The 14,928-nt window shown below is 72.9% G+C and carries 12 protein-coding genes; 5 read left to right on the top strand and 7 right to left on the bottom strand.

Features of this window, described 5'->3' with window-relative positions; translation table 11 throughout:
- Positions 1–130: 130 nt before the first annotated feature.
- Positions 131–712: a class I SAM-dependent methyltransferase gene (locus ACQPZA_RS12845; RefSeq protein ID WP_169400631.1), complete on the bottom strand. Its 582-nt coding sequence runs from the start codon at positions 710–712 to the stop codon at positions 131–133.
- Between the two features lie 82 nt (positions 713–794).
- Between ACQPZA_RS12845 and ACQPZA_RS12840 the strand changes: the two genes are divergently transcribed.
- Together ACQPZA_RS12840 and ACQPZA_RS12835 are read left to right on the top strand one after the other, a co-directional pair.
- Positions 795–2,168 (top strand): PLP-dependent cysteine synthase family protein, encoded by a 1,374-nt coding sequence (locus ACQPZA_RS12840; RefSeq protein ID WP_433280794.1) that lies wholly within the window; start codon positions 795–797, stop codon positions 2,166–2,168.
- A gap of 7 nt (positions 2,169–2,175) precedes the next feature.
- Complete coding sequence (locus ACQPZA_RS12835) at positions 2,176–2,883, top strand: DsbA family oxidoreductase (protein ID WP_433280792.1); 708 nt, start codon at positions 2,176–2,178, stop codon at positions 2,881–2,883.
- Between the two features lie 140 nt (positions 2,884–3,023).
- Here the strand turns inward: ACQPZA_RS12835 and ilvD are convergent, their stop codons facing one another.
- Together ilvD and ACQPZA_RS12825 are read right to left on the bottom strand one after the other, a co-directional pair.
- Positions 3,024–4,706, bottom strand: coding sequence for a dihydroxy-acid dehydratase (ilvD, locus tag ACQPZA_RS12830; RefSeq protein WP_433280790.1), 1,683 nt, complete (start codon positions 4,704–4,706; stop codon positions 3,024–3,026).
- Positions 4,707–4,752: 46 nt separating this feature from the next.
- Entirely contained in the window at positions 4,753–6,108 is a 1,356-nt protein-coding gene (locus ACQPZA_RS12825; protein WP_433280788.1) for an MFS transporter, read from the bottom strand.
- Positions 6,109–6,249: 141 nt separating this feature from the next.
- Here ACQPZA_RS12825 and ACQPZA_RS12820 point away from each other — a divergent pair, with 141 nt between their 5' ends.
- Positions 6,250–6,573, top strand: coding sequence for a hypothetical protein (locus ACQPZA_RS12820; RefSeq protein WP_433280785.1), 324 nt, complete (start codon positions 6,250–6,252; stop codon positions 6,571–6,573).
- 59 nt (positions 6,574–6,632) lie between these two features.
- On the opposite strand, the gene ACQPZA_RS12815 is transcribed toward ACQPZA_RS12820, so the two are convergent.
- Positions 6,633–8,495, bottom strand: coding sequence for a DEAD/DEAH box helicase (locus ACQPZA_RS12815; RefSeq protein ID WP_433280783.1), 1,863 nt, complete (start codon positions 8,493–8,495; stop codon positions 6,633–6,635).
- A 188-nt stretch (positions 8,496–8,683) separates the two neighbouring features.
- Entirely contained in the window at positions 8,684–9,637 is a 954-nt protein-coding gene (locus tag ACQPZA_RS12810) for an LLM class F420-dependent oxidoreductase (RefSeq protein WP_433280781.1), read from the bottom strand.
- 412 nt (positions 9,638–10,049) lie between these two features.
- On the opposite strand from ACQPZA_RS12810, the gene ACQPZA_RS12805 reads away from it, so the two are divergent.
- Positions 10,050–10,583: a hypothetical protein gene (locus ACQPZA_RS12805; RefSeq protein ID WP_433280779.1), complete on the top strand. Its 534-nt coding sequence runs from the start codon at positions 10,050–10,052 to the stop codon at positions 10,581–10,583.
- A 53-nt stretch (positions 10,584–10,636) separates the two neighbouring features.
- A complete protein-coding gene (locus ACQPZA_RS12800) occupies positions 10,637–11,326 on the top strand; it encodes an HAD family hydrolase (RefSeq protein ID WP_433280778.1) in 690 nt (229 codons plus the stop codon).
- Between the two features lie 8 nt (positions 11,327–11,334).
- On the opposite strand, the gene ACQPZA_RS12795 is transcribed toward ACQPZA_RS12800, so the two are convergent.
- The gene (locus ACQPZA_RS12795; RefSeq protein WP_433280777.1) at positions 11,335–12,099 is read right to left on the bottom strand and encodes an SDR family NAD(P)-dependent oxidoreductase; all 765 of its coding nucleotides are present in this window, start codon (positions 12,097–12,099) and stop codon (positions 11,335–11,337) included.
- A 275-nt stretch (positions 12,100–12,374) separates the two neighbouring features.
- Positions 12,375–14,873, bottom strand: coding sequence for a Tex family protein (locus ACQPZA_RS12790; protein WP_433280775.1), 2,499 nt, complete (start codon positions 14,871–14,873; stop codon positions 12,375–12,377).
- Positions 14,874–14,928 lie beyond the last annotated feature (55 nt).

Here is a 14,928-nt window from a genome sequence, read left to right as displayed (position 1 = left end):
CCGTCGCGCGAGTCGCCCCTTTACCGCCCGCGAGTCACCCGATTCCTGCGCACGAGTCGCCCCTTTTCCGCGCGCGAGTCGCCCGAACCGGCCCGACCCCAGCCCCGGGGGACGGCGTGTCGAACTCGCCTCAGGGGCGCCGGTGCACCGACACCGCGTAGTTCCCACCCTCGTACGGGGCGCGGTCCCACGTCCCGAACCGGTCCTCCGGCTCCAGCCCCGCGGCCTCGCACCAGCCGTCGTAGTCGGCGAGCGTCGGCCATCCCTCCTGCAGCTGGAAGCCCGCGACGAGCCGCCCGCCGGGCCTCAGGTGCCGCGCACACGCCGCCACCGCGGCGGGGCGGCTGCCGTCCGGCACGTACGGGATGACGTTGCCGGCGAGCGCCACCACGTCGAACCGCTCAGGGCGGGCCAGCTCCGCCAGGTCGGCCGCCACCCACTCGACGTCGGGAGCCTTCGCCCGTGCCGCGGCGATCATGTCCTGGTCGACGTCCACCCCCAGTACCGCGATCCCCCGGCGGACGAGCTCGATCCCGACGCGCCCCGTGCCGCAGCCGCCGTCGAGCACGGAAGCGGGCCGGTAGGACGCGATGAGATCCGCCTCACCATGCGGGTTCTCCCCCGCCTCGGCCATCCGCCGCCACCGCTCGTCGTACTGGTCGAGGTCGACCTGCTCACGCCACTGGTTCCAGTCACCGGGGAGGTCGGTCATGGCTCCAGGCTACGAGGCCGCCGACATCTCCGGATCACGGAAACTGCGGATCCCGCCGCTGGATGGACGACAATGGGGCACCGTGACTGTTCACGAATCCGTGCTCGACGCCGTCGGTGGCACCCCGCTCTTCCGGCTCAACCGGATCACCGCGGGCCTCACCGCCGCCGTGTACGTCAAGGTCGAGTTCGCCAACCCGGGTGGCAGCGTCAAGGACCGCGCGGCGCTCGCGATGGTCCGCGAGGCCGAGCGGCTCGGCGACCTACAGCCCGGAGGCGTGATCGTCGAGGGGACGTCCGGGAACACCGGTATCGGTCTCGCCATGGTGGGGGCCCTGCACGGGTACCGGACCATCGTGGTGGTGCCCGACACGATCGCACGGGAGAAGATCGCGCTGCTGCGGGCCTACGGGGCGCAGGTCGTCCCGACCTCGGGAAAGCTGCCTCGGGACCATCCCGCCCACGTCAACAACATGGCCCGGCGCATCGCCGCCGAGACGCCCGGCGGCTGGCACGCCAACCAGTACGACAACCCGGCCAACCCGCGCATCCACGAGCTGACCACCGGGCCGGAGATCTGGGAGCAGACCGGCGGCCGGATCACGCACCTGGTGGCGGGCGTCGGTACCGGCGGCACCATCAGCGGCACGGGGCGCTACCTCAAGCAGCACGGCGTCTCCGTCGTCGGCGCCGACCCGGCCACCTCCGTGTATTCCGGCGGCGACGGCAGCCCGTACTTCGTCGAGAGCATCGGGCACTTCGTGCACCCCGCCACCGTCACCGACACCTGGCCCCTGTCGTACGACCAGGGCGTGATCGACCGGTTCGAGCGCATCCCCGACCGCGAGTCCCTGCTGACGACGCGCCGGCTCGCGCGCGAGGAGGGCCTGCTCGTCGGCGGCTCGGCCGGCACCGCGGTGGCCGCGGCCCTGCGGGTGGCGGCCGAACTCGGCCCCGAGCACCTCGTCGTCGCGATCCTGCCCGACTCCGGACGCAGCTACCTGTCCAAGTACTTCGACGACGACTGGATGACCCGGCTCGGCTTCCTCGACGCCGCCGACGGCCCGTACGTGCGCGACGTCGTGCCGGAGCGCGGCCTCGCCGTGGCGCACTCCGGGCACACGGTCGCGGCGGTGCTCGACACCCGTCCCGAGGGGCTGGTCGCCGTGGTCACGCCGCGGAAGTCCGACGACCCGACCCGGTCGGCGCCCGAGGTGCTCGGGGTGGTCGATGCCGCGGCGCTGCGTGCGCTGGTGGCCGCCGATCCCGGCCGCGCCGACGACGACGTGGCCGTCCACGCCGGGCCCGCCCCGGCCGCGGTGGGGGCCGGGGAGAACCTCGCGGAGGCCTGTGGCCGGCTCGCCGACGAGGGACCGGTGCTGGTGCTCGTCGACGGTCGGGCGGTCACCCTCGTCCCGCGCAGCGCCCTGGAACAAGGCCTCGCGGCAGGAGGTTGATCCCGGCATGAAGGTGGAGATCTGGTCGGACGTGGTGTGCCCGTGGTGCGCGATCGGCAAGCGCCGGTTCGAGAAGGCGCTCGCGCAGTTCGCACACCGGGATGAGGTCGAGGTGACCTGGCGGAGCTTCGAGCTCGACCCGAGCGCTCCCCGGGAGCGCGAGGGTGACCTGGGCGAGCACCTCGCCGAGAAGTACGGCGTCTCCCGGGAGCAGGCCGACGGCATGCACCGCCAGATGACCGACACCGCCGCTGCGGACGGCCTGGAGTTCCACTTCGAGCGCGCCCGCGGCGGCAACACCTTCGACGCGCACCGGCTGATCCACCTCGGCGCCGCGCGTGGCATCCAGGACGCGGTGAAGGAACGGCTGTTCACCGCCTATCTCACCGAGGGCGAGCGCATCGGTGACCCCGAGACGCTCGTGCGGCTCGGCGCCGAGGCCGGTCTGGACGCCGACGAGGCCCGCGAGGTGCTCGCGTCCGACCGCTTCGCCGACGAGGTGCGCGCCGACGAGCGGCAGGCCCAGGCGTTCGGCATCAACGGGGTGCCGTTCTTCGTGATCGACCGGACGTACGGCGTGTCCGGCGCCCAACCGGCCGACGCGCTGCTCGGGGTGCTCGACACCGCCTGGGCGGAGACCCACCCCCTGCAGGTGCTCACGCCGGCAGGCGGCGCGACGGGCGAAGCCTGCACCGACGGCTCCTGCGCCGTCTGAGAACGGCCGGCTGACCCCCGGAACCGGGCGACTCGCGGGACGGAAACGGGCGACTCGCGGGGGCCCCGCGAGTCGCCCGTTTCGTGCGCGCGAGTCGCCCCTTTTCTGCGCGCGAGTCGCCCGTTTCTTCCCCGGCGAGGTCAGCTGCAGACGGCTCCCTGCGCCGCCGAGCCGACGAGTTTCGCGTACTTGCCCAGCACCCCGGTGCGCAGGGTGGGCTCGGGGGGTGACCATGCCTCCCGGCGGCGGGCCAGCTCGGCGTCGTCCACGAGCAGGTCGAGGGTGCGGCGCTGCATGTCGAGCACGACCGTGTCGCCGTCCTTCACGAACGCGATCGGGCCGCCGTCGGTGGCCTCGGGCGCCACGTGTCCCACGCACAGGCCGGTGGTGGCCCCGGAGAACCGCCCGTCGGTGAGCAGCAGGACGTCCTTGCCCAGACCGGCACCCTTGATCGCACCGGTGACGGCGAGCATCTCCCGCATCCCCGGCCCGCCGCGCGGGCCCTCGTAGCGGATCACGACGACGTCGCCGGGCTGCAGCGTGCCGTCCTCGACGGCCGTCATCGCGCCCTGCTCGCCGTCGAACACCCGGGCCGTGCCCTCGAACCGCGACGAGTCGAAGCCCGCGCTCTTCACCACGGCCCCCTCCGGGGCGAGCGAGCCGCGCAGGATCGTGATGCCGCCGGTGGGGTGGATGGGGTTGTCGAGTGCCCGCAGGATGCTGCCGTCGAGGTCCGGGGGGTCGATCACGGCGAGGTTCTCCGCGACGGTGCTACCCGTCACGGTGAGGACGTCGCCGTGCAGGAGGCCCGCCTCCAGCAGCGCCTTCATCACCACCGGCACGCCGCCGACCTGGTCGACCGTGGACATCACGTGCGCCCCGAACGGCTTGACGTCGGCCAGGTGCGGCACGCGGTCGCCGATGCGGTTGAAGTCGTCGAGCTCCAGTGGGACGCCGGCCTCCCACGCGATGGCCAGCAGGTGCAGCACCGCGTTCGTGGAGCCGCCGAACGCCATCACGACGGCGATCGCGTTCTCGAACGCCTCCCTGGTGAGGATCTGGCGGGCCGTGATCCCCTTCTCGATCATCCCGACGACGGCCTCGCCGGACGCGCGGGCGATCCCGTCACGACGGCGGTCGACGGCGGGCGGGCTCGCCGAGCCGGGCAGCGCCATCCCGAGCGCCTCAGCGGCCGAGGCCATGGTGTTGGCCGTGTACATGCCGCCGCAGGCGCCCTCACCGGGGCAGATCGCCCGCTCGATCGCGTCGACCTCCTCGCGGGAGATCAGGCCGCGGGCGCACGCCCCGACCGCCTCGAACGCGTCGGCGATGTTGACCTCCCGGCCGTTCACGTACCCGGGCAGGATCGATCCGGCGTAGACGAACACCGCGGCGAGGTCGAGGCGCGCGGCCGCCATCAGCATCCCGGGCAGGCTCTTGTCGCATCCGGCGAGCAGCACCGTGCCGTCGAGCCGCTCGGCCTGCACGACGGTCTCCACGGAGTCGGCGATGATCTCGCGGCTGACGAGTGACCAGTGCATGCCGATGTGGCCCATCGAGATGCCGTCGGACACCGAGATCGTCCCGAACTCCATCGGGAAACCGCCGCCGCGGTGCACCCCCTCCTTGGCGGCGACGCCGAGGCGCTGCAACGAGAGGTTGCAGGGCGTGATCTCGTTCCAGCTCGACGCGATGCCGATCTGCGGCTTGCTGAAGTCCTCGTCGCGCATGCCGACGGCCCGCAGCATCCCGCGGGCGGCCGCACGTTCGAGCCCCTGCGTGACGTCCCGGCTGCGCGGCTGGAGGTCGGACGTCTGGGTCATCGGGTGGTCCTCCCGTACTGCTGTGGTGGTGACGGCTCTCGTCGGATCATCCTCGTCGCGCCGGGGCGGGACGCTCCGCCGGGCCGTGCCCGGCCGGGGCGGGAGCCCGTTCGAGCCGCAGGACGATCACCCCGGCCAGCACCATGAACGCGGCCACGACGAACATGCCCGTGCGGAAGCTGCCGGTGAGGTCCTGCAGCCAGCCGGTGAGGTACGGGCCGGCGAAGCCGCTGAGGTTGCCGAACGAGTTGATCAGTGCGATGCCCGCCGCCGCCCCGACGCCGGTGAGGAACGCGCTCGGCAGCTGCCAGATCACGGGGATCGCGGAGTAGACGCCCACCGCGCACACCGTCATCGCGGCCATCACGAGGTAGGGCGAGTCCAGGTACAGCGCGACCGCCACGCCCGCGGCGCCGAGGAACGCGGGCACCGCGATGTGCAGGCGCCGTTCCCCGGTGCGGTCGGAGTGCCGCGCGTTCAGCACCATCGCGACGGACGCGACGGCGTACGGCACGGCGGTGATGAGCCCGATCTCGACGAGCGAGAACGTGATGTCGAACTGTTCCTGCAGGTCCGACACCACCTGCGGGAGGAAGAACGCGAGCACGTAGAGCCCGAACACGACCCCGAAGTACACCGTCGACAGCGCCACGACGCGCCGGTCGCGCAGGCCGGCCCGGATACCCGTCTCCTGCGGCACCTGGGCGGCGTCCTCGTCCGCGATCCGGCGCTCCAGGGCCTGCTGCTCCGGGGCGGAGAGCCAGCGGGCCCGGGTCGGGCGGTCCGGCAGCAGCACCAGCACCAGCACGCCCACGAGCACCGCCGGGATGCCCTCGACGAAGAACATGAAGCGCCACCCCGCGTCGAAGCCGAGCAGGCCGCCGCCGTTCTGGATGAGGAGGGTGGACAGCGGCGCCCCGAGCACCGACGACAGGGGGACGGCCAGGAAGAACAGCGCCACGACCTTCGCCCGCCGCGCCCGCGGGAACCAGTACGTCAGGTAGAGGATGATGCCGGGAAAGAAGCCGGCCTCGGCGATGCCGAGCAGGAACCGCACGACGTAGAAGCTGATCTCGCCCTGCACGAACGCCGTGGCGGACGCCACCACGCCCCAGGTGATCATGATGCGGGCGATCCACAGGCGGGCACCGACGCGGTGCAGGATCACGTTGCTCGGCACCTCGAAGAAGAAGTAGCCGACGAAGAACAGCCCGGCGCCGAGGCCGTACGCCGCTGCGGAGAGTCCGAGGTCGCGGTTCATGGTCAGGGCGGCGAACCCGACGTTGACGCGGTCGACGTAGTTGAGCAGATAGCACAGGCCCAGGAACGGCAGCAGCCGCCACATGGCCTTGCGCACCGCTGACTCGACCACCGGGTCCGTGGTGGCGACCGCCTCGGCCATGGCTCCCCCTCGAGCTCGTGGGGGTCAACTCCTACCGGTGCGTCCGGGAAACGACAACCGGGGGCTCAGCCGGGTGATGTGGTGGCGCGAGCCGGTGTCGGCTCTGGTGCCGCCGCGCCGGGGTGCGCTTGGATCAGAGGCGTGCAGCCCGCGGACCGGTTCGCCGCGCTCGTGGCCGAGCTCGCCGCCGAGCCCGGCGTCACCCCGCCCGGCGCGGAGCGCGGCCGTGGGTTCGGCTCCGCGGCGTTGAAGGTCCACGGCTCGATCTTCGCGATGCTCACCCGCGAACGGCTGGTGGTGAAGCTGCCCGCCGCCCGGGTGGCCCAGCTGATCGACGTCGGTGCGGGCGAGCCCTTCGAGGCGGGCCGGGGACGCCCGATGCGGGAGTGGCTCACGGTGGGCGCGGACCACGACTGGCCTGCAGTGGCCCGGGAGGCCCTGGCCTTCGTGAGCCGGCGCCGCTGACACACGGAGAGCCGCACCGCTGCGAACAGCGGTACGGCTCTCCGTGACGTACTGAGCGCTCAGTCGCGGCGCGGACGGCCGGCGCCGGCCGAGGCGAACCCGCGGTCGCGACGGACGTTGGCCCGGCGACCCTTCAGCGTGGTGCTGCCCCGCAGACTGCGCAGCACGTCGTCGGCGGCGTGCTCGGGGATCTCCACCAGCGCGTGCCGCTCGTGGATCTGGATCGCGCCGATGTCGCGGCCCGAGAGGTTCGACTCGTTGGCGAGCGCGCCCACGATGTCCTGCGGCCGGACGCCACTGGCGCGCCCTGCGTTGACGAACAGCCGGGTGGTGCCCGCCTTCGGCGGCCGGATGCCCGCCGCGCCTCCCCGGCCACGGCTCTCGCGCGGGTCGCGGGATCCGCCGGAGCGCGGTGCGGTGACGACCGGGATGTCCTCGCCGTCGTCGGGCGAGCCGGCGGCCTCCTGCATCAGGCGCACCGCCGCGGCGGCGACGTCGACCGCGTCGAACTCGGCGGCGAGGCCGACGAGCATCGCGCGGACACCGTCATGGTCGGCCGGGACGGCCGCGGCAACGGCGGCACCGGCGTCGACGGCAGCCGTGTCCACCGCGTCCGCGTCGGGCTCGACCGTGCCGGGGTCGACCGGGGCCGGCCCGGAGGTGAGGCCGAGGTCGGCCACCAGCCGCTCGCGCAGCGCGGCGGAGGTGCGCTCCAGCCGGGCGGCCCGCAGGTCGGCGGCCGTGGGCACCGGGGCGAACGCGATCGGCTGCCCGGTGAGGCGCTCGACGGCACGCAGCGCGTGCACCTTCGACGGCGGCACCAGCGTGATCGCCACGCCCTCGCGCCCGGCGCGGCCGACGCGCCCGATGCGGTGGACGTAGGCCTCGGGCGACTGCGGCACGTCGTGGTTGACCACGTGCGTCAGCAGGTCGATGTCGAGACCGCGGGCGGCCACGTCGGTGGCGACCAGCAGCTCGGTACGCCCGCTGCGCAGGCGCTCGACGACCCGGGTGCGGTGCTCCTGGTCCATCCCACCGTGCAGGGCCTCGGCCCGCAGGCCGCGAGCGGTGAGGGTCTCGGTGACGGCGTCGACGTCGAGCCGGGTACGGCAGAACACGATCGCCGCCGTCGGCCGCTCGGCCTCGAGCACGCGGCCCAGCGCGGCAGTGGTGTGGGTGCGCTGAACGAGGTACGCGGTCTGCCGAACCTTCGGTGCCTCGCCGTCCGGCACCGACTCGCGCCGGATCCGCACCGTGACGGGCTCGCGCAGGTACTTCTGCGCGAGGGTCTCGATGCGACGCGGCATCGTGGCCGAGAACAGCACGGCCTGCCGGGTGTCGGGGGTGGCGTCGAGCAGGGTCTCGATGTCCTCGACGAAGCCCATGTCGAGCATCTCGTCGGCCTCGTCGAGCACGACGATCTCGAGGTCGTGCAGGTGCAGCGCACCGCGGTTCATCAGGTCGATCGCGCGGCCGGGGGTGGCCACCACGATGTCGACGCCTGCCTGCAGCGCCTTCCACTGAGGGCCGGCGGGCGCGCCGCCGTACACCGTGAGGACGCGCGCGCCCAGCCGTGACCCGTACCGGGTGACGGCCTCGGACACCTGCAGCGCCAGCTCACGGGTGGGGGCGAGGATCAGGCCGAAGGGCGCGTCGCCGCGGCTGCGCTCGGGGCGCTGCTCGGCGAGGCGCTCCAGCATCGGCAGCGCGAACGCCGCCGTCTTGCCGGTGCCCGTCGCTGCCTGACCGAGCAGGTCACGTCCCTCGACGAGGGGCGCGATCGACTCGGCCTGGATGGGGCTGGGGTGCGTGTAACCCAGCTCCTCGACCACGGCCAGCAGCTCGGGGCGGAGTGGGAGGTCGGAGAACCGGGGGAGGTCGGACTGGTGGTCGTTCAGGGTCCCGTTGAGGGGCAGCGTCACAGATCGTCTTCCGTCGCAGTGAAACGGGAGCGCGAACGGCACTCCCGCGGGCGAGCCCGCGGGGCCTGCGGCACGTGAACTACCTGGCCGATGCGGTCTCTGATGATGTCAACACACCACCGGCCACACATAGTCCCAGGTGGTCGAAGCCCGTGCCGCACCGGCCCCGCCGACCGCCCCACCGACCCCTAGTGGAACGTCGGCAGCACCTCCTTGCTCCAGGCGTCGAAGAAGCCGTCGAGGTCGGGGCCGATCTGCTGCACGTAGACCTCGTCGAGGCCCGCGTCGACGTACTCCTGGATCTGCGCCACGTGCTTCTCGGGATCGTCGCCGCAGGTCATGGACTCGCGGATCGCCTCGCGCGGGACGAGCGAATGGGCGTCCATGAAGTCACGGGGCCGCGGCAGGGTCTGGGCGAGCTGCCCGGGCAGCGCCTCGTTCCCCCAGATCCGGTGCGCCGTCTCCAGCGCCCTCTCCTCGTCCCGGTCCCAGCAGACCTTCGTGCCCGCCTGGGTCGGCTTGCCCTCGCCGCCCGCCTCCCGGAACACCCGCAGCAGGTCGCTGTCGGGCATCGTGGTGCACAGCCCGTCCCCGATCCGGCCGGCCAGCTCCACGGCCTGCGCCCCGAAGCCCGACACGTAGATCGGCACCGGCTGCTCCGGGCGCGTGTAGATCTTCGCCTCCTGCACCTCGTAGTACGTGCCGTGGTGGCTGATCTCCTCGCCCTCGTGGAGCAGCCGGATGATCTCGATCGCCTCCTCCAGCATCTCCAGCCGGACCCCGATCGAGGGCCAGTGGTCGGCCAGCACGTGCTCGTTGAGAGCCTCACCACTGCCCACGCCGAGCACGAACCGGCCGTCGAGCTGGACGGCCGCGGTCGCTGCGGCCTGAGCGATGATCGCCGGGTGGATCCGGAAGGTGGGGCACGTCACCGCCGTCGTGACGGGCAGTGAGGTGGCCTCCGACAGCGCTCCGATCACCCCCCAGACGAAGGGGCTCTGCCCCTGCTCGTCGTTCCAGGGATGGAAGTGGTCGGAGATCCACAACCGCTGGAAGCCCGCGTCCTCGGCGCGGCGGGCCTGGTCGATGAGCTCCTTGGGGCCGAACTGCTCGCAGGACAGGAAGTAGCCGATGCTCGCCATGTCTGGCGCGTACCCCGGACCACCCCACCTGATTCGCGATCACACGTGAACCGTTCGAGAACGATCTCTCCGCGAGTCGCCCGTTTCCCGTCCGCGAGTCGCCCGATTACTACCCGGTGCGAGGGCCCTCCCGGCGCTGATCACCGCGAACCCCACAGCACCGCCCGGCCGAGGGCGCCGTCGTGCGAATCGGGATGGTCAGCCGAGGCATCGCATTCCGGGCGACTCACAGGCCCGGAATCGGCGACTCGCGGAGTGACTCGTACGGAGCTCGCACCCGGAAAACGGGCGACTCGCGCACGCGGAACGGGCGACTCGCGGGTGGGAGGGCGGGGCGGGTGAGGCGCCCGTCCGGTGGATCCGGGGCCGCTGAACCTGGCCGGACCGGCGGCGTACTGCAACGATCCGGCGTATGTGGCGTGGCGGACGGGTCGGGGCGGTGGCGGGCGTCGCGGTGTCCGCCCTGCTCGTGAGCACGATCCCGGCGGCGGCGGCACCCGCCGCGACGTGCGCGGTGGCGTCGCTGCGATCGAGCCCGGGGTGGACGAGCTCCAGCTCCGTGACGTTCAGCGGGCTCGGCCAGGTGCGGGACGTGAACGTGTTCGTGGACCTGTCCATGCGGGGCGGCGGGGGGATCGTGCTCGATGACCTCGAGCTGAGTCTGCGGTCCCCGCAGGGTCTCCGCACGAACCTCGCGGTCGACGACGGCGGGGACACCGAGCTCCTCTCCGGCACGGTGTTCGACGACGAGGCCGCGGCGGATCTGGAGACCGGGGCTGCGCCCTACCGGGGCCCGCACCGTCCGAGCGGTCTGCCGCTCTCCCGCTTCGACGGGTTCCAGGCCGACGGCACGTGGACCCTGCTGCTGGGCGGCGACGCCCGCTCCGCGTACGTCAACTCGTGGGGTCTGGACATCGCCAACGGCTCGAACTGCACCGCCCCCTGACCCCGTCCCACGGGTCCGCGACGGCGCCCGGCCGGGGGTGCGAGGATCGGCAGGTGAACCGGCGGCTGTTGATGTGGGACGTCGACCGCACCCTGCTCGTCGGGGGCGGGGTGGGTGTCGAGGCGTATGCGGCCGCGTTCACCGCCGTCACCGGCCAGGCCTGGGCAGGCTCGCTGATGGCCGCGGGACGCACCGACCTCTCGATCACCCCGGAGCTGTTCGCGCAGCACGGCATCGCCGACGCGGCCCCGCACATGGCGGAGTTCTTCACGCGCTACGCGGTGGAGTTCGGCGCACGCAGCCACCTCATGCGCGGGCAGGGGCGGCTGCTGCCCGGTGTCTCCGAGGTCCTCGCCGCCCTGCACTCCCGTCCCGGTGTCGTGCAGACGCTCGTCACCGGCAACATCACCGCCATCGGCATCGCGAAGGTGACGGCGTTCGGGCTGGAGCGCTACTTCGACACCGCGATCGGCGGCTACGGCGACGACCACGCCGTCCGTTCGGAGCTCGTACTGCGCTGCCGGCAACGGGCCGAGGCCGCGCACGGGCCGTTCGCCGACGAGGACGTGCTGGTGATCGGCGACACCGTGCACGACGTGGCGGGCGCGCTCGCCGCGGGGGTCGTGGCGGTGGGGGTGGCCACCGGCGCCACCCCGGCCTCAGAGCTCGCCGCGGCCGGCGCCCATCACGTGCTCGACGACCTGGGGGACGTCGAGCAGGCGGTGGCCCTCCTCGCCGGCTGACACCCGCGCTACCAGGTCTGCTCGCTCGCCCGCACGAGGATCTCGTTGACGGCCACGCGGCGGTCCCGGGTGACGATGTAGGTGACGGCGTCGGCGATGTCCTCAGGTCGCAGCCGCTCGATCGACCCCACCTGACGGGCGATGGATTCCCGCAGACCGTCCCGCACGTGCGTGCTCAACTCCGTGTCGACGGTTCCGGGCTCGACCACGCTCACCCGCACATGCTGCTGCATCACCTCCTGGCGCAGGGCCTCGGAGAACGCGCCGACCCCGAACTTCGTCAGGCTGTAGACGGCGTTCCCGCCCCGGGCGACCCGGCCCGCGGTCGAGCTGATCGTGACCAGGTCGGCCACCCGGCGGGGAGAGTCCTCGGCGGCGCTGCGCAGATGCGGCAGCGCAGCCTTCGTGACGTACAGCACGGCCTGCACGTTGATCGCGAGCATGCGCTCCCACTCCTCGGTGGGTGCGTCGGAGACCGGCCCGACGAGCATGACACCGGCGTTGTTGACGACGGTGTCGAGCCGGCCGAGCCCGGTCACCACGCGCTCCACGGCCGCAGCGGCCTGCTGCTGGTCGGTGATGTCGGCCTCCACCACGAGGGCCGTTCCGCCGCCGGCCCGGATCGTCCCCGCCAGTTCCTCGAGCCGGTCGCGGCGCCGGGCCAGCACCGCGACCGCCGCCCCCTCCTCGGCGAGGCCGCGCGCGGTCGCCTCGCCGATCCCACTGCTGGCACCCGTCACGAGAGCCACCGTGCCGTGCAGCCGTCCGGACATGTCGTCCTCCAAGGTGTTGTCGGCTCCACGTGTCCCATGCCGGAGGGACGACTCCCAGGACGCATAAATGGAGCCGGATCCGCTTCTTCTCCACCATAAGCGGACCCGGCTCCGTATAGCAACCGAGAGCGCGGCGGGGAACGTGGCGGGCGATCGAGGCGGCGCCCGAACTGCTCCGCACCACGGCTGCCCGCGAGACCGGGACGGACCCGCTCCTCGGGACGACCGGCGGGCAGGTCGCCCCGGACGCGAGTGCCGCGTCCGGGGCGGTGCGCTCAGTTCTTCCCGTCCCCCGTCAGGCCGGCGCGACGCAGGGCGTCGGCCATCGCGCTGTTGCCGAGACCCCCACCGGAGCCGCTCGAGCCGCCCGGCCGGCCGCCGCTCCCGCCACGCCGGTCGCCGCCACGCCGGTCGCCGCCACCGCCGCGCTGGTCCCCGCGCGGACCGCCCTTCTGGTCCCGCGGGCCGCCCTTCTGGTCGCGGGGACCCTTCTGGTCACGCGGCCCGCGGTCCCCTCCCCGCTGGTCCCCGCCCCGCTGGTCGGCCGCTCGCGGCGGCTTCGCGCCCACCTCGTCGTCGAGCCGCAGCGTCAGGGAGATGCGCTTGCGCGCCTCGTCCACCTCCAGCACCTTGACGCGCACGACGTCACCGGACTTGACGACGTCACGCGGGTCGCTCACGAACTGCTTGGACATCGCCGAGACGTGCACGAGGCCGTCCTGGTGGACGCCCACGTCGACGAACGCCCCGAACGCGGCGACGTTGGTGACCTGGCCCTCGAGCAGCATCCCCGGCCGCAGGTCGGAGATCTTGTGGATGCCCTCCGCGAACGTGGCGGTGCGGAACTCCGGGCGCGGGTCCCGGCCCGGCTTCTCGAGCTCGGCGAGGATGTCGGTGACAGTGGGCAGCCCGAACGTGGCGTCCACGAAGTCGTGCGGCCGCAGCGACTTGATCTTCGGCGCGTTGCCGATCAGCGAGGCGATGTCGGTCTTCGCCCGCTGCAGGATCCGGTGCACGACGGGGTAGGACTCCGGGTGCACGCCGGAGACGTCGAGCGGGTCGTCGCCGCCGCGGATCCGCAGGAAGCCCGCGCACTGCTCGAACGCCTTCGGGCCCAGCCGGGGCACGTCGGCGAGTGCCCGCCGCGTCCGGAACGGGCCGTTCGTGTCACGGTGCGCCACGATCTGGGCCGCGAGGCCCTCCGTGATGCCGGAGACGCGGCGCAGCAGCGGCGCCGACGCGGTGTTGACGTCGACGCCGACGGCGTTCACACAGTCCTCGACCACGGCGTCGAGCGAGCGGGAGAGCGACGACTCGGGCAGGTCGTGCTGGTACTGGCCGACGCCGATCGACTTCGGGTCGATCTTCACCAGCTCGGCGAGCGGGTCCTGCAGCCGCCGCGCGATGGACACCGCCCCGCGCAGGGACACGTCCATCCCCGGGAGCTCCGCCGAGGCGAACGCCGACGCCGAGTACACCGAGGCGCCCGCCTCGCTGACCACGACGGGGGTCAGCTTGAGCGCCGGGTTCTTCGCCGCGAGCTCGCGGGCGAGCTGTTCGGTCTCCCGGGAGGCGGTGCCGTTGCCGATCGCGATGAGCTCGACGTCGTGCGCGGCGGCGAGCTTCGTGAGGGTGGCGAGCGCGCCGTTCCAGTCGCGGCGCGGCTCGTGGGGGTAGATCACGTCGGTGGCCACGACCTTGCCCGTGGCGTCGACGACGGCGACCTTCACCCCGGTGCGCACGCCGGGGTCGAGCCCCATCGTGGCCCGGCTGCCTGCCGGGGCGGCGAGCAGGATGTCGCGCAGGTTGGTGGCGAAGACGCCGATCGCGCCCTCCTCCGCCACGGTGCGCAGCCGCACCCGGATGTCGATGCCCAGGTGCAGCAGGATCCGGGTGCGCCAGGCCCAGCGCACGGCGTCGCCGAGCCACTTGTCGGCCGGCCTGCCCTGGTCGGAGACGCCGAAGGCGGCGGCGATCGTGCGCTCGTAGTCGGTGACGGCGCCCGGCACCGGCTCCTCGGACCCGTCTTCCGGCTCCAGCGCGACGTCGAGCACCTCCTCCTTCTCCCCGCGGAACGCGGCGAGGATGCGGTGGGAGGGGAGCTTGGTGAAGGGCTCGGAGAAGTCGAAGTAGTCGGCGAACTTCGCGCCCTCGGTCTCCTTGCCCTCACGGACCTTCGTGACGAGCCGCCCGCGTGACCACATCCGCTCGCGCAGGCCGCCGATCAGGTCGGCGTCCTCGGCGAACCGCTCGACGAGGATCGACCGGGCGCCCTCCAGGGCGGCGGCCACGTCGGCGACCTGCTCGTTGACGAAACCGGCGGCCACCGTGGCGGGGTCCTGCGTCGGGTCGGCGAGCAACGTGTCGGCCAGTGGCTCCAGTCCGGCCTCGCGCGCGATCATCGCCTTGGTGCGGCGCTTGGGCTTGTAGGGCAGGTAGATGTCCTCGAGGCGGGCCTTCGACTCGGCCGCCATGATCCGCGCCTCGAGCGCCTCGTCCAGCTTGCCCTGCCTGCGGATCTCGTCGAGGACGACCGTGCGGCGTTCCTCCAGCTCACGCAGGTAGCGCAGGCGCTCCTCGAGCGTGCGCAGCTGGGTGTCGTCGAGGGCTCCGGTGGCCTCCTTGCGGTACCGGGCGACGAACGGGACGGTCGCGCCGCCGTCGAGCAGGTCGACGGCCGCGGTGACCTGGTGGGGCCGCACGCCGAGCTCGTCGGCGATGCGCTGCTGGATCGAGTGGACCGGGGTTGTCGACGGAGCCTGCGTACCTGTCACCGGAACATGGTCGCGGGCGGCCCCCGCGCCCAGGCGCGCGGGGGTCGCCCTGCGG

This window comes from Pseudonocardia xinjiangensis (assembly GCF_050948425.1).
In the GTDB taxonomy this organism is placed as follows: domain Bacteria; phylum Actinomycetota; class Actinomycetes; order Mycobacteriales; family Pseudonocardiaceae; genus Pseudonocardia; species Pseudonocardia xinjiangensis.
This window is presented reverse-complemented; position numbering and strand designations above follow the sequence as displayed.

Coding starts and splice junctions, on each gene's coding strand:
- ACQPZA_RS12845 (WP_169400631.1), bottom strand. CDS start 712: ATGACCGACCTCCCCGGTGACTGGAACCAGTGGCGTGAGCAGGTCGAC.
- ACQPZA_RS12835 (WP_433280792.1), top strand. CDS start 2,176: ATGAAGGTGGAGATCTGGTCGGACGTGGTGTGCCCGTGGTGCGCGATC.
- ilvD (WP_433280790.1), bottom strand. CDS start 4,706: ATGACCCAGACGTCCGACCTCCAGCCGCGCAGCCGGGACGTCACGCAG.
- ACQPZA_RS12825 (WP_433280788.1), bottom strand. CDS start 6,108: ATGGCCGAGGCGGTCGCCACCACGGACCCGGTGGTCGAGTCAGCGGTG.
- ACQPZA_RS12810 (WP_433280781.1), bottom strand. CDS start 9,637: ATGGCGAGCATCGGCTACTTCCTGTCCTGCGAGCAGTTCGGCCCCAAG.
- ACQPZA_RS12805 (WP_433280779.1), top strand. CDS start 10,050: ATGTGGCGTGGCGGACGGGTCGGGGCGGTGGCGGGCGTCGCGGTGTCC.
- ACQPZA_RS12795 (WP_433280777.1), bottom strand. CDS start 12,099: ATGTCCGGACGGCTGCACGGCACGGTGGCTCTCGTGACGGGTGCCAGC.